This window comes from Phenylobacterium sp., from assembly GCF_046291545.1.
In the GTDB taxonomy this organism is placed as follows: Bacteria; Pseudomonadota; Alphaproteobacteria; order Caulobacterales; family Caulobacteraceae; genus Phenylobacterium.
Genome location: NZ_JBKBSM010000003.1, coordinates 85,055 through 98,659 on the forward strand (window position 1 = coordinate 85,055; position 13,605 = coordinate 98,659).

The window sequence follows — 13,605 nt, forward strand, 5'->3', positions numbered from 1 at the left end:
GGGCGAGGCCCGCGCCGCCCCCCCCCGCTCCTCAGTGGCGGTCGGCGGTGTCCTTGTCGTCGACGCGTCCATCGCCGTTGGTGTCCAGGCGCGAGAAGGTGCGCTTGGCCGTGGCTTCGTATTCCTCGCGGGTCATGCGCGCGCTCTTGTCGGCGTCCATAACCCCGAATCGCACGTGGGCCTGCTTGATCTGGCGCTCGCGCATCTCGGCAAGCTGGGCGTCGAGGCGCGTGGTGTATTCGGCGACGTACTCCGCGTCGGTCAGGGCGCCGTCCTTGTTCGCGTCGGTGCGGTCGAAGTCGCCGCGGCGCACGGCCGCGTACTCCTCGCCGTCGACGGCGCCGTCCAGGTTCGAGTCGTAGGTCTTCAGGAACTCGGTCTTGCTGTGGCCGCGGGCGGGCGCCTCCTGGGCGTGGGCCGCGCCGGCGGCGGCGAACAGAATGCAAAGGGTCGCAAGGGCGATCTTCATGGCGCAGGGTTCCTTCAGCGCATCACTTCAAAGGTCAGGGAGGTGGTGTAGCTGCGCACGGCGGTCTCGGCGCCGGGCGGGGCGTCGGCCTGGTGGCGGGTCATCACCAGATAGGCGCCGGGACGATCGAGATCGAGCTTCACCCTTCCCTCGCCGTCTGTCCGCAACACCTTGTGAAACTTGGGTTCCTCGTAGGCGCCGCCCTCCCGGTCCAGCTCCAGCGGCTGGTCGGCGAGCGGAACGCCGTCAAAGGTAATCGTCAGGGTCACGCCCTCGTCGAGATAGATGGCGTTCGGGTGGGCGTCCGTGCGGATGGCGAGCCGGCCGACCGGCACGTCCAGCACGGCGCGGGTCGGCGCGCCCTTGGTGACATAGACCTCGGCGACGGTCGCCGTCTGGCTTCGCCGCACCTCGGCTCCAGCCGGCGGCGTCTGGCCCGGTTCGAGCGGGCGCCACGCGCCGTCGACCTTGACCTGGGCGCCGATGCGTCCCAGCCGCTCGCCGGTGGTGAAGCGATAGGTCCCCGGCTCCGCAAGGTCGCTCTCCAGGATCGTGACCTGCCTGAAGGCCTCCACCCGGTCGTAGACCTCGCGCCGGCCGTCCGGCCGGTAGAGGTGGAAGTCCTGGGAGGCGACCGCCACCTCGGGCCGGAAAAACGCCCGCTCCGAAAACGAGGCCTGCAGCGTGACCGTGTCGGCGTCCGCCGTCGAGAACTCCGACGGCAGCAGATAGGAGGTGTGCGCCTGGGCGCCGGTCCCCGCCAGCGCCGCCGCCGCCACCGCTGCGGCGATCGTCCGCCGCGTAAGCCGAATGCTCATTTTGTCCCCCGAGGGTGCGTCCGCTCACTTGCGAACCGCTCGCAAGAACTGCTAGCAACCAATCGCACTTTCTGCAACTGACTCTTATTTGCGTTCACCAGGTGCGTTCATGGCTCCCATCCTTCCGGCCTTCCTCGGCGTCGGCCTGGCCCTCGCCCCGCCGCCGACGATCCTCGAACTGGACGTGGCCCGATGGAGCGGCGAGCACCTGCTCGGCGCGTCCGTCGACCTCGCCGTCTCCGGCGGCGGCGGCGCCACCCTCGCCGCCGCGGCGCACGCGGCCATCGCCGAGATCCGCCGGCTGGACGCGATCCTCAGCGCCTGGCGGCCCGACAGCGAACTGGCGCTTCTGAACGAGGCGCGGACGATGAGCGTCTCGCCCGACCTGTTCGCCGCCGTCGCCATGGCCGAGCGCTGGCGCACGGCGACCGCCGGCGCCTTCAGCGCCCGCCTGGGACGGCTGACGTCCGGCGCCCTGGCGGGCCGGCCGGCCGGCGAGGAGGCCGAAGCGCTGCGCCAGGCCGCCGAAGCCGCACGGGTCGATCTCAACCCCGCTCTTCGGCGCATCACGCGTCCCGACGCCGTGCGCTTCGATCTCGACGCCGTGGCCAAGGGCTTCATCCTGGACCGCGCCCTGGCCGCCGCGCGCCGCGGCGCCCCGGAGGCGGACGGCCTGCTCATCGACATCGGCGGCGACGTTAGGGTCTGGAGCGCCGAGCGCCGCCCGGCGCCCTGGGTGCTGGCCGTGGCCGATCCCGACGCCCCGTTCGACAACGCCGCCCCGCTCCAGACCCTGCGCCTGCGCAGCGGCGCCCTCGCCGTCAGCGGCCGCAGCGCCCGCGACCGCCGCGACGGATCGGCGGCCGTCTCCCACGTGCTCGACCCGCGGACCGGCCAACCGGCGCCGGGCCGCATGGCCGCCGTCGCGGCGCCCCAGGCCGCCCAGGCCGACGCCCTGGCCACGGCGCTCCTGGCCGCATCCCCTGACGAGGGGCGAAGCTGGGTGGACTCCGCCCCTGGCGTCGGCGCCCTGGTGGCGGCGCACGGGGGAAGCGCCTTCGAAGCCGGCGCCTGGAACGGGCGGCCCGCGGCGGCGTGCCAGGGCCCGGCGGCCTGGCCGAAGGGTTTCGCCCTCACCGCCAGCCTCGAGATTCCCCGTCAGACCGCAGGAGACTACGAGCGCCCCTATGTGGCCGCCTGGATCACCGACGAGGCGCGCAATCACGTGCGCACCCTTCTGATCCTCGGCCCCCAGGCCCGGTGGCGGGAGAGCAACTACATCTTCTGGCGCCGGGTGGAGCGGATGGACCTCGCCGCGGTCGAAAGGGTGGCCCGCCCGACCCGGGCGCCCGGCCGCTACGACGTGGTCTGGGACGGCCGCACGGAGTCCGGCCTGAGCGCCCCGAGGGGCAAGTACGTCCTCAACATCGAAGCCAGCCGCGAGCACGGCGGGCACAGCTTCATCTCCATTCCGCTGAACCTGGGGGCCAGACCGTTCGAAACCCGCGCCGAGGCGGCGCAGGAACTGGGCGCGACCCTGGTCCGATATGGGGCCGCCAGATGACCGCGGCCGCCTCCACGCCCCGTCGCCGGCCGCCTACCAAGGCGGCCGTGTTCCGCGCCTGCAGGGACTGGCACGGCTACCTCTCGGCCCTCGCCTTCCTGGCCCTGATCTTCTTCGCCGCCAGCGGACTGCTCCTCAACCATCCCGACTGGCTGCCCGAGCGCCCCGCGGCGAAGGAGACCAGGGTGGTCCTGGACCGCCAGATCCTCGCCGATGCGACCGAACAGGGCGATCCGGCGCCTGCGCTCGCGGCTGCGCTCAAGAACCATGCGCCGGTCCTGGGCGGCTTCACCAGCGGCGAGGTGTTCGACGGCGAGGCGGTCCTTCGCTTCGAGAGCCCCCGCGGCGCCAGCGACGCCGTCATCGACCTGGCCACGGGCGCGGCGTCGGTGAGCGTGCGCCCGGCGGGCCTGCCCGGCGTCCTGACCGACCTCCACCGCGGCAAGTCGGCCGGCGCGTCCTGGAAGCTCCTGATCGACGTTCTGGCGATCCTGATCCTGGCGATGTCGCTGGCAGGCTACGCGCTCTTCTTCATGCTCCGCTTCCGGCTGCGCTCGAGCCTGATCCTGACCGGCGTCAGCCTGGCCGTGGCGGCGGTCCTGTTCGTCACGCTCGTTCCCTGATGGGGGTCCGGGCGACCACCCCCGCTCGCCCGGCGCCCCACCGGCCGGGGCCTGATCGCCGACCTCGAAGCCCTGGAGCCGGACGAGGCGCCGATCGCCTGACGGTCGCCGGCCGGACGGGCCCGCTTGCCCGCCCCTCCTGCGCATGCTTCACCAGGGCGGCGGTCCCCCTCGGCGGGCGCGGCGAAGACCGAGACCCTGCATGTCCTTGATCCTGACCGGCCTCGCCAAGACGTTCGGCGCCGTCTCCGCGCTCAGGGACGTGAATCTCGAGGTGGCGGAGGGCGAGTTCCTGGCGCTCCTAGGCCCCTCCGGCTCCGGCAAGACCACCCTGCTGCGCATCCTGGCCGGCCTCGACCAGCCGACCTGCGGCCAGATCGCCTTTGACGGCGACGACATGCTGGCGATGAGCGCGCGGGAGCGCCGCGTGGGCATGGTCTTCCAGAACTATGCGCTCTTCCGGCACATGACGGTGGCGGCCAACGTCGGGTTCGGCCTGAGCGTGCGGCCACGCGCCCTTCGCCCCTCCGGCGCGGCGATCTCGGCGAGAACGGAGGAACTGCTGAGGCTCGTCCAGCTCGACGGGTACGGCGCCCGCTATCCGGCCCAGCTCTCCGGGGGCCAGCAGCAGCGGGTGGCGCTGGCCCGGGCCCTGGCGATCGAGCCGCGCCTGCTGCTGCTGGACGAGCCGTTCGGCGCCCTGGACGCCAAGGTCCGCCGCGAGCTGCGCCTGTGGCTGCGCCGCGTGCACGACGAGACCGGCGTCACCACCATCTTCGTCACCCACGACCAGGAGGAAGCCCTGGATCTGGCCGACCGCGTGGCGATCCTGCGCGACGGCGCCGTGGAGCAGGTCGGCGCCCCCAGCGAGGTCTACGACGCCCCCGCCTCGCCGTTCATCTTCGACTTCCTGGGCGCGGCCAACCAGGCCAGAGGCGCGGTGGCCGGCAAGCGCCTGTCCCTGTTCGGGACCCGCTTTGAGGTGGACGCCGACGCCCCGCAGGGCCCTGTGACCGTGTTCTTCCGGCCCCACGACGTCGATCTGACGACGGACGACGGCGCAGGCTTTCCGGCCCGCGTCCACAGCGTCATCGCCCGCGGATCGTCCGTCCGCCTGGAATGCGCCGCCGAGGACGGGATCGTCGAGGTGGAGTTGCCGGCGCCGCCGCCCGCTGGACTGGCCCGGGGCTCCGAGATCCGGCTGCAGCCCCGGCGCTTCGCCCTCTTCCCCGTCTAGCGACTCCGCAGCGCCGCACCGCTCGCGGCGCGGGTTTCCGCAGGGCTGAACCGCAGGCGCGGATCCGCGTTGGATCTGCGCCAAGCCTGGCCGTGGCCGCGGCGACCGCGCCGAGGGTCCGGCCCGCCCCGCACAGAATCCGCCCGAGGGCGACGACGAGGAGACGCGATGAAACCCACATTCGCCAGCACGGACGCCCTGCTCCGGCGCATTCTCGACCACAATCCGCGCGCCACCTTGCACGACATCCGCAAGGCCCATCCCGCGCTGAAGTCGATGTCCTACGACCATCTTGGGCTGCGGGTCAGCCGGCTGCTCGAGCGAGGCCCCGCGCTCGGCAAGTGACCGCCGGGCTGCGGTCGCCTTCCCTTAGCGAACGCCGACGGCCTCGGCGTCCGGGCGGCGGGTGTCGGCCGCGCCGTAGAGCACGCCGTCGGGACCGATCATGATCGACTGGGTGCTGCCGATGATCTGCGAGCGCTCCACCTCGTGGCCCAGGGCCGTCAGCATCTTGACCTGGTCGTCGGGGATCGCCTCCTCCACCTGCAGCGGACCGTCGACTCCGGACTGGTAGATGCGCGGGCGCTGCACGGCCTCGGCGATGTTGAGCTTGAAGTCGATCAGGTTGACGAGCACCTGCACCATCGTGCCGATGATCGTGCCGCCGCCCGGCGTGCCGGTGGCGACCCAGGGCTTGCCGTCCTTGAACACGATGATCGGCGAGATCGTCGACTGGGCCCGCTTGCCCGGTTCGATCCTGTTGCCGAGGCTGCGCGGCGTCGGGTTCCAGTCGAAATTGCCCAGCGAGTTGTTGAGCAGGAAGCCCGTGCCCGGCGCGACGACGTGGGCGCCGTAGGAGGCGCTGAGGGTGTAGGTGTTGGTGACGACGTTGCCGTCCTTGTCGACGACCGAGAAGTGCGTGGTGTCCGGGCTCTCGTACGGGGTCGGGTCAAGCGGCGGGATCTTCGACTGGTCGAGCACGTGGTCCATCGAGATAAGCTTGGCGCGCTCCTTGGCGAAGGCCTTGCTGGCCATGCCTTCGGCCGGCGTGGTCCACTGGGGCGGGCCGCCCGAGTAGCGCCGGTCCACGGTGACCACCTTCAGGGTCTCAGCGATCAAGTGCATGGTCGCCACGTTCCCGGCCCCAAGGCTCTCCACGGGGAACTGCTCGAGGATGTTCATCGCCTCGGCCACGCTCGAGGCCGCCGAAGTCGGCGGCATGTAGGCGATCCGATAGCCCCGGTAGTCGCCCCAGATCGGCTCCAGCACGCGGGCCTTGTACGACGCCAGGTCCTTGTGGGTGATGATCCCGCCTCCGGCCTCCATGCCGGCCACGATGCGGTCTGCGACCGGGCCCTTGTAGAAGCCGTCGGCGCCGTCCTTCTGGATGTGCCGCAGGGTCCAGGCCAGGTCGGGATTCCTGAAGACCTCGCCCTGGCGGTAGGGAACGCCGCCGGGCTTGAAGTAGAGCTTGTAGGCGCCGTCCGGGTCGCGGCTCATGGCCTCCTTGCGCGCGGCGAGGGCGATCGCCTCGTCGTCGCTCATCATCAGACCCTTTTCCGCAAGCTCGATCGTGGGCTGGATCAATTCGGCCCACGGCAGCTTGCCGAAGCGCCGGTGCGCCTCGTAGAGGCCCGCCACGGTGCCCGGCACCGTCACCCCCTTGAACGACATGACCTTGGCCTCGGACACGCGCTGGTCGTTGCCCAGCAGCAGGTCCGGCGTCACCTCCAGCGGCGCCTGCCCGTAGTATTCGATGGCCGTCGTCGCCTGGTCCTTGGCCGAGTAGACCAGCATGTAGCCGCCGCCGCCGATGTTGCCCGCCCGCGGCAGGGTCATGGTCTCGGCGAAGCCCACGGCGACCGCCGCGTCCACGGCGTTGCCGCCCCGGCGCAGGATCTCGGCGCCGATGCGGGCGGCGATCTTGCTCTGCGCCGCGACCATTCCGTCGCGGCCGATGACGGGGTGGTGGATCGAGCGGTAGCCGATCAGGTCCCCGCCGCCGATCGGAGCAGCCTGCGGGGCTTCCTGCGCCAGTCCCGCGACGGGAGCGAAGGCAAGCGAAGCCGCCGCGGCGATCGTCAGGCTGAGGCGGCCAAGAATGGCGCGCCGGCTGTCGGCAGGACGTCTCATGAATCTTCCTTGGCGAAATGGCCCCCGGCGCGGGCCGAGGCGGGAGGATAATGGAGGGGTGGGCGCCGCAGCGGCGGCGGCCCCGGCGTTGTACACGCGCGGAGCGGCAGGTCCACGGCCAAGCGCGGCCGCGCGACGCCTTCCGACCGATCGCCCAAAGTCCGTGCTGGTTGCGGGGCGGATCCTCGAAAGCGCCCGCCGGCCGGCGACCCGGCGGCGGCTCGGCCGGTGGACGCGAGAGCGTCTCCAGCTCCTGCTCCGCCCCCTGGCGACGGGAGAACTCGTCGTCGGCGAGCTGATCGACGGCGTGGATGCGGCTTCTCTGGTTCTCGAAGTCCGAGACCAGCCGCTGCTTGTCGTCCACAAGCGTCTTGAGCAGGAGATTCAAGCCCCGGCGATAGGATTCCAGCAACCTCGCCCGCGCGTCGAGCTGCGGCGGTGGAGGTGGCGCGGCGGGCCGCTTCTCGGCTTGGGCGACAGGCCTCAGCCGACGCCGCCCACCTTGCGATAGGCGGCCCGCGCCGCGGCGACGGCGGCCCGGGCCGAGGTCCTGGCCTTCACATAGGCGTCCTGGGCCGCGGCCCGCCTGGCGTCCAGCGCCGCCTGCTCTTCTTCCAGTTTCGCCTCTTCCGACTTGCGCCGCTCATCGAGCGCATGCAGCGCCGCCTCGGCCGCGTCGAGGTCGGAGCGGTCGGGCGGCGGCGGCGGCTTATCCGGCTTCGCCCGCGTTCGCCGCGGCCCCTTGGCCCCGGGCGGCGGGTCGGGAAGCTGGGGCAGGCCCGAAGGATCGAGCTCGAACGGCGCCTTTGATCCCACCGGCCGCTTCAGGACGACGCCCGGATGGGCGCTGGCCGCCGCCACCGCCGCGGCATCGCTCGTCTCCCTGGCCGCGCCGTCCGCGAACAGGTTCTGGCGCACGCCCCAGGCGCGCATCGCCGCGGCCCGGCTCGGCGCGGCGATCACCGTGTCGTAGAAGCCGAACTGAGCCTGGAACACCTTGAGCTTGCGCGCCCGGGGCTTGGCCACGGCTAGTCGGCGTGGTGATCGCCGCGGTCGCCCCGCCCGGGCCCTGCGTCCTTTTTCGCCTTGTGGCGGCTGTCGGCCGACAGCGAGCGGCCGACGTCCACCTGTTTGGCGAACTGGCCCTGCGCGTCACGGCGGACATAGCGCTTGTCGCCCTCGTTCGGCTCGATCAGTTCACGTCTGGACATGGGGGCCTCCTTCGCCAGGAGAATCCGGCTCCTTGGCCGAGGTTCCCGATCGCCTTCCCCGTCGGCGCATGCCGGGCCGCCGAGCGCCCGAAGGCCCTTCCACCCCTGCGCGAGTGTGTGCGAGCATGGCGGCTCATTTCGAACCCTTCGGCCCTCAATTTTCCGGCGCCTTTCGGGGCCGCCGCCTTGCCCATTTCAAAGACGAAAGCCGACGACGCCATGAACCAGATCCTTGCGCCCCAGGCGGACGCCGCCGCCGACCTGCAGCATTTCGACGTGATCATCGTGGGCGCTGGCGTCGCCGGGATCGGCTCGGCCTATCACCTGAAGACGCAGTCGCCGGACAAGAGCTTCACGGTGCTGGAATCCAAGGACGGCTTCGGCGGCACCTGGCGCACCCATCGCTATCCAGGCGTGCGCTCCGACAGCGACCTGCACACCTTCGGCTATCGCTTCAAGCCCTGGCGCGGGGCGCCCATCGCCACCGCCGAGGAGATCCTCAGCTACATGGGCGAGGTGATCGCCGAGAACGACCTGGACCGATACATCCGCTACGGGACGAAGGTCCTGTCGGCCAGATGGTCCAGCGTCGACGACCTGTGGACCGTGGAGACGCAGGACCTCGCCTCCGGCGCGCGGCGGACGCTCACCACGGGCTTCCTCTGGATGTGCCAGGGCTACTATCGGCATGACGCGGGCTACACCCCCGAGTGGCCGGGCATGGACAGCTTCAAGGGCCCGATCGTCCATCCGCAGGCCTGGCCCGAGGACCTGGACTATGCGGGCAAGCGGGTGGTCGTCATCGGGTCGGGCGCGACGGCCGCGACCCTTGTGCCCGCGATCGCCGACAAGGTCGCGCACGTGGCCATGCTACAGCGCTCGCCGACCTACTTCACGCCCGGGCGCAACCGCAACGAACTGGCCGAGACCCTTCGCGAGCTCGACATCGACCCGGAGTGGACCCACGAGATCGTCCGCCGCAGCATCCTCAGCAACGGCGCGAAGATGACCCGTCGGACCCTGGCCAATCCCGACACGGTGCGCGAGGAACTGCTCGGCGTCCTGCGCGGCGTGCTGGGTGAGGACTATGTCGCCCGGCACTTCACGCCCAGCTACGATCCCTGGCGCCAGCGGATCTGCTTCGTGCCCAACGGCGACTTCTTCGAGGCGATCAAGGCCGGCAAGGCCTCGGTCGTGACCGACGAGATCGAGCGCTTCACGCCCGAGGGGATCCGCACGAAGTCGGGCGAGACGCTGGACGCCGACATCATCGTCACCGCGACGGGCTTCGACCTCAGCGTCCTCGGCGGCATCGACTTCTCCATCGACAACGCGCCGCTGGACCTGTCCAAGTCGGTCACCTACCGCGGCATGATGTTCACCGGCGTGCCGAACCTGATCTGGGTGTTCGGCTACTTCCGGGCGAGTTGGACCCTTCGGGCCGACCTGATCGGGGACTTCGTGCCGCGCCTGCTCCGGCACATGGACGCAAAGGGCGTTCGGCGCGTGGAGCCGGTCCTTCGCGCCGAGGACGAGGAGATGGAGCTCGGCCCCTGGGTCGATCCCGGCGACTTCAACCCAGGCTACCTGATGCGCAGCATGCACCTGATGCCGAAGAGCGGCTCCAAGCCCGAATGGCGGCACACCCAGGACTACTGGTCCGAGAAGGACGTCTTCCCCGCCATCGACCTAGACGGGCCGGAGTTCCGCTACCGCTGAGGGCGCGCGGGGGCGACGCGAAGCTCGCCCCCGGCGCCTAGGGTCGGAGCTCGATCCAGGCCGGGGCGTGGTCGCTGGCGTTGTCCTCGCCCCGCGCCGAGCGGTCGACGCCGGCGTCCCGCAGCCTGGCCGCAAGATCCGGGGACAAGAGCAGGTGGTCCAGGCGCAGGCCCTTGTCGTTCGGCCAGCGCCGGCGGATGTAGGCCCAGAACGTCCACAGCGGCCCTTGCGGCTGAACGGCCCTGAGCGCGTCGACCCAGCCCTGGTCCAGCAGGCGGGCGAAGGCCGCCCGGGCCTGAGGGTCGACGAGGGCGTCGCCCGCCCAGTGGTTGGGCTGGTAGATGTCCGCCTCGGTCGGCGCGACATTGTAGTCCCCGGCAAGGACCACCGGCACGCTGGCGGCCTTCAGGTTCGCGGCATGCGCAACCAGCCGATCCACCCACGCCAGCTTGTAGTCGAACTTCGGTCCCGGGTTCGGATTGCCGTTGGGCAGGTAGAGGGAGGCGACGAGCACCCCCTCAACCGCCGCCTCGATGTAGCGCGCCTGGAGGTCGGACGGATCGCCCGGCAGGCGACGGCGCGTGACCACCGGCCTTGCCCCGCGGGCCAGGATCGCCACCCCGTTCCAGGTCTTCTGCCCCGCCCAGACGGCTTCATAGCCGGCGGCGCGCAGCGCCGCCTCGGGAAAGGCGCGGTCCTCGGCCTTCAGTTCCTGCAGGCAGACCACGTCAGGCCGAGCGCTCCCCAGCCAGGCCAGGAGGTTGGGCAGGCGCCTGTTGACGTTGTTGACGTTGAAGGTGGCGATCTTCATGCACGCGCCGCTCGGGAGGAGCCTGCCTCCGGCGCCTGGCTCATTGCCCCTCCCCGAGCCGACGGATCGCCGCGGTCAGCGAGCGCTCGCCATCGCAATAGTCCTCCCAGGCGGTCAGTTTCTCGACCAGGGCCGGCACGGTGCGGATCGTGAATCGCGAGGGGTCGAGGCCCTTCTTCACCTGGGTCCATCGCAAGGGCATGGACACCGGCGCCCCGGTCCGGCCCCGGGGGGACAGCGGCGCCACCGCCGTCGCCATCCGGTCGTTGCGCAGATAGTCCAGGAAGATGCGGCCGCCCCGTTGGGCCTTGGCCATGTTGATCAGGTACCGGTCGGGAGAGTCCGCCGCCATCGCCTTGCAGACCTGCATGGCGAAGGCCTTGGCTGTCGGCCAGTCCACCGCCTCGGCCGCCAGCGGGGTCACTACGTGGAGGCCCTTGCCGCCGGTGGTCTTGCAGAAGCTCACGAGGCCAAGATCCTCCAGCCGCTCGCGCATCTCCCGCGCAGCCGCCACCACCTGGTCGAAGGGCACGTCGGGGCCGGGGTCGAGGTCGAACACCAGCCGACCCGGCTGCGAGGGCTGGAACGGCTCGCAGTTCCAGGGATGCAGCTCCAGCGCCGCCACCTGGGCCGCCGCCACCAGCGCCTCCACGCGGTCGAACTGCATGTAAGGCTTGCGGTCGCCGGAGACGCTCACCGCTTCGATCAGGTTCGACTGCCCCTTGGCCGGGTGACGCTGGAAGAAGCGCTCCTCGGCCTCGATCCCATCGGGAAACCGGATGATCGAACAAGGCCGGCCGCGCACGTGGTCGATCAGCCAGTCACCCACGGCCTGGTAGTAGCGCGCCAGGTCGAGCTTGGAGACCGGCTCGCCGTCGCCGGCGTGCGGCCACATCGGCTTGCCCGCGTTGGAGATGGTGACGTCCATCACCACCGCCGAGCCGGCGGCCCGCACAGTGTTGGCCCGCACCACGCCCGGCGACGGCGCCTGCAGCGCCGTGCTGGCCGGCGCCGGTTCGACCGCCTGCACCTCCCGCGCGGGCTTGTCCTCACGCAGGCCCTTGAAGGACGCCTGGCGCAGGAGCCCGTCGGCGGTGAAGCCCTCGTACTCGATCTCCGCGACCAGTTCGGGCCGCACCCAATGGATTTCGCCTGGCTGGCGGCGCCCCGACGTCGCGGCGAAGGGGCTTTTCCTGATCTCCAGGGCCTTCAGCTTCGGCAGGATCCGCGAGACCTTGCTTCGGCCGAAGCCGGTCCCGATGCGGCCGACCTCCACCAGTTCCCCATCCCGGTTCACGCCGGCGATCAGCGAGCGGAAGGCGCCGTTCGTTGTGGTGTAGCCGCCGATCACCACCTCGTGCCCGGCGCGGCACTTGGCCTTGGCCCAGCTTTCGTTCCGTCCGGATCGGTACGGCGCGTCCAGCCGCTTGGAGACGACGCCCTCAAGGTTCATCCGGCAGGCGGAGAGCAGCACCGCTTCGCCCGCGGTTACGAAGTGATCGACGTAGCGGACGTTGTCGGGCGCCTCCGCAAGCGCCGCCTGCAGCCGCGTCTTGCGCTCGGAAAGGGCGATGGCGCGCAGATCCTCCCGGCCCTCGAACAGCAGGTCGAAGACGAAGAACACCAGCTCGCGGGTTCGCCCGTCGGTGACGGCCGCCTGCAGGGCCGCGAAGTCCGGCGCGCCGGTCGCATCAAGCGCCACCACCTCGCCGTCGTAGATCCCGTCCGGCAGGCCGGCGCCGGCCTTCAGCAGCTCGGGATATCGGTCCGACCAGTCCAGGCCCTTGCGGGTCTTCAGCGTGGCTTCGCCGTCTTCGAGCCGAAGCTGCATGCGATAGCCGTCGAACTTGATCTCGTGCGCCCAGCCGTCGCCGCCCGGCGGCGCGCTCACCGACTTGGCCACTTGCGGCGCGATGAAGCCGGGCAGACGGCTGCGGCTCCTGGACTTGGCCGGGCGCGCCGGCTTCGGCGGTTCGACCAGGCCCGCCGGCCCGCTGTCGTCGCGGTCGCTGCGCCACACCGCGCCGGCCGGCGCGCCGGCCGCGGTCATGAACGGCTCGGCGGACCTTCCCTTGCCGGCGGCGATCTCGCCCATGGTCCGCCCCGAGGCCACCGAGCGGTCCTTGTCGGTCGGGCCTGCATCGCCGGGTGCGGCCCCCTCGTCGCGGTGCTTGATGAGAATCCAGCTCGCCCGGCCGCGCTCGTCGCGCCGGGTGCGCACCAGCACCCAGGCGCCGTGCATCCGCTCGCCCTCCATGACGAACTTCAGCTCGCCCCGGCGCAGAGCCTTGCCTACGTCCTCGAACCCCTTCTCGGGCGCCCAGAAGCCGCGGTCCCACAGCATCACCGTGCCGCCGCCGTACTGCCCCTTGGGGATGGTCCCCTCGAAGTCGCCGTAGTCCAGCGGGTGGTCCTCGACCTCCATCGCCAGACGGCGGTCCTTGGGGTCCAGGGACGGACCCTTGGGCACCGCCCAGGAGCGGAAGGTGCCCTCGTATTCCAGCCGCAGGTCGAAATGCAGATGGCTGGCGGCGTGCTTCTGGATGACGAACCGCAGCGCCTCGGATGGGACCACCCTGTCGTCGCCCGAGGGTTCTTCGGTCTTCGTGAAGTCCCGCATCTCCCGGTATTTCGCGAGCCTGGTCGCGGCCATGGTCCACTCCGACGCTGGTCAGACTGGATCAACGAACAGCCCTGCGCGGCGATCCGCCCTCCGGAAGGGCCGCCCGACGAATCCTTTTCCGCCGCCTGGCGTTATCGACACTGAGGAGGATCCGCATGGCCGAGCCGGTTCTGGAGACCCATCGATTCTGCGTCTATGCGCGCCATCTGGACCGACACCGATCCCGCGTGCTCGAGGAGACCTCGTTCGAAGCGGCGGCCGTGGCCTACGTCGAGGACTTCTTCGAGGTCGAGGCGGACAGCGCCGAAGTGCGGGTCATCGTCTGCAATCTCGAGGACGGCCGCGAGCACTGCTTCACCATCGACCTCGAGAGCGGCGAGGCCGAACCCTGCTGACG

General features: G+C 71.0%; 13 protein-coding genes. 6 read left to right on the top strand and 7 right to left on the bottom strand.

What is annotated here, in order from left to right; genetic code table 11:
- Positions 1–31: 31 nt before the first annotated feature.
- Together ACK4YQ_RS09895 and ACK4YQ_RS09900 are read right to left on the bottom strand one after the other, a co-directional pair.
- A complete protein-coding gene (locus ACK4YQ_RS09895; RefSeq protein WP_409610865.1) occupies positions 32–469 on the bottom strand; it encodes a hypothetical protein in 438 nt (145 codons plus the stop codon).
- Positions 470–483: 14 nt separating this feature from the next.
- Positions 484–1,287, bottom strand: coding sequence for a DUF4198 domain-containing protein (locus ACK4YQ_RS09900; protein ID WP_409610867.1), 804 nt, complete (start codon positions 1,285–1,287; stop codon positions 484–486).
- A 109-nt stretch (positions 1,288–1,396) separates the two neighbouring features.
- Here ACK4YQ_RS09900 and ACK4YQ_RS09905 point away from each other — a divergent pair, with 109 nt between their 5' ends.
- The 4 genes from ACK4YQ_RS09905 to ACK4YQ_RS09920 all read left to right on the top strand — a co-directional run bounded on the left by ACK4YQ_RS09905 (position 1,397) and on the right by ACK4YQ_RS09920 (position 5,056).
- Positions 1,397–2,851, top strand: a complete 1,455-nt coding sequence (locus ACK4YQ_RS09905; RefSeq protein WP_409610869.1) for a DUF2271 domain-containing protein — start codon at positions 1,397–1,399, stop codon at positions 2,849–2,851.
- Positions 2,848–3,474, top strand: coding sequence for a PepSY-associated TM helix domain-containing protein (locus tag ACK4YQ_RS09910; RefSeq protein ID WP_409610871.1), 627 nt, complete (start codon positions 2,848–2,850; stop codon positions 3,472–3,474). Before ACK4YQ_RS09905 ends, ACK4YQ_RS09910 begins: the two co-directional genes overlap by 4 nt.
- 202 nt (positions 3,475–3,676) lie before the next feature.
- A complete protein-coding gene (locus ACK4YQ_RS09915) occupies positions 3,677–4,711 on the top strand; it encodes a sulfate/molybdate ABC transporter ATP-binding protein (RefSeq protein ID WP_409610873.1) in 1,035 nt (344 codons plus the stop codon).
- A gap of 168 nt (positions 4,712–4,879) precedes the next feature.
- Positions 4,880–5,056 carry a hypothetical protein gene (locus tag ACK4YQ_RS09920; RefSeq protein ID WP_409610875.1) on the top strand — a complete coding sequence of 59 codons (177 nt, stop codon included), beginning with the start codon at positions 4,880–4,882 and terminating at the stop codon, positions 5,054–5,056.
- 24 nt (positions 5,057–5,080) lie between these two features.
- On the opposite strand, the gene ggt is transcribed toward ACK4YQ_RS09920, so the two are convergent.
- The 3 genes from ggt to ACK4YQ_RS09935 all read right to left on the bottom strand — a co-directional run bounded on the left by ggt (position 5,081) and on the right by ACK4YQ_RS09935 (position 8,055).
- The gene (gene ggt / locus ACK4YQ_RS09925; protein ID WP_409610877.1) at positions 5,081–6,844 is read right to left on the bottom strand and encodes a gamma-glutamyltransferase; all 1,764 of its coding nucleotides are present in this window, start codon (positions 6,842–6,844) and stop codon (positions 5,081–5,083) included.
- A 483-nt stretch (positions 6,845–7,327) separates the two neighbouring features.
- Entirely contained in the window at positions 7,328–7,870 is a 543-nt protein-coding gene (locus ACK4YQ_RS09930; protein ID WP_409610879.1) for a hypothetical protein, read from the bottom strand.
- A 2-nt stretch (positions 7,871–7,872) separates the two neighbouring features.
- Positions 7,873–8,055 (bottom strand): hypothetical protein, encoded by a 183-nt coding sequence (locus ACK4YQ_RS09935; RefSeq protein WP_409610881.1) that lies wholly within the window; start codon positions 8,053–8,055, stop codon positions 7,873–7,875.
- A 219-nt stretch (positions 8,056–8,274) separates the two neighbouring features.
- On the opposite strand from ACK4YQ_RS09935, the gene ACK4YQ_RS09940 reads away from it, so the two are divergent.
- Positions 8,275–9,774 carry a flavin-containing monooxygenase gene (locus ACK4YQ_RS09940; protein WP_409610883.1) on the top strand — a complete coding sequence of 500 codons (1,500 nt, stop codon included), beginning with the start codon at positions 8,275–8,277 and terminating at the stop codon, positions 9,772–9,774.
- A gap of 37 nt (positions 9,775–9,811) precedes the next feature.
- Here ACK4YQ_RS09940 and ACK4YQ_RS09945 read toward each other — a convergent pair whose 3' ends face one another.
- Together ACK4YQ_RS09945 and ligD are read right to left on the bottom strand one after the other, a co-directional pair.
- Positions 9,812–10,585 carry an exodeoxyribonuclease III gene (locus ACK4YQ_RS09945; RefSeq protein ID WP_409610885.1) on the bottom strand — a complete coding sequence of 258 codons (774 nt, stop codon included), beginning with the start codon at positions 10,583–10,585 and terminating at the stop codon, positions 9,812–9,814.
- A 40-nt stretch (positions 10,586–10,625) separates the two neighbouring features.
- Complete coding sequence (gene ligD / locus ACK4YQ_RS09950; RefSeq protein ID WP_409610887.1) at positions 10,626–13,238, bottom strand: DNA ligase D; 2,613 nt, start codon at positions 13,236–13,238, stop codon at positions 10,626–10,628.
- 125 nt (positions 13,239–13,363) lie between these two features.
- Between ligD and ACK4YQ_RS09955 the strand changes: the two genes are divergently transcribed.
- Positions 13,364–13,603 (top strand): DUF5961 family protein, encoded by a 240-nt coding sequence (locus ACK4YQ_RS09955; RefSeq protein WP_409610889.1) that lies wholly within the window; start codon positions 13,364–13,366, stop codon positions 13,601–13,603.
- Positions 13,604–13,605 lie beyond the last annotated feature (2 nt).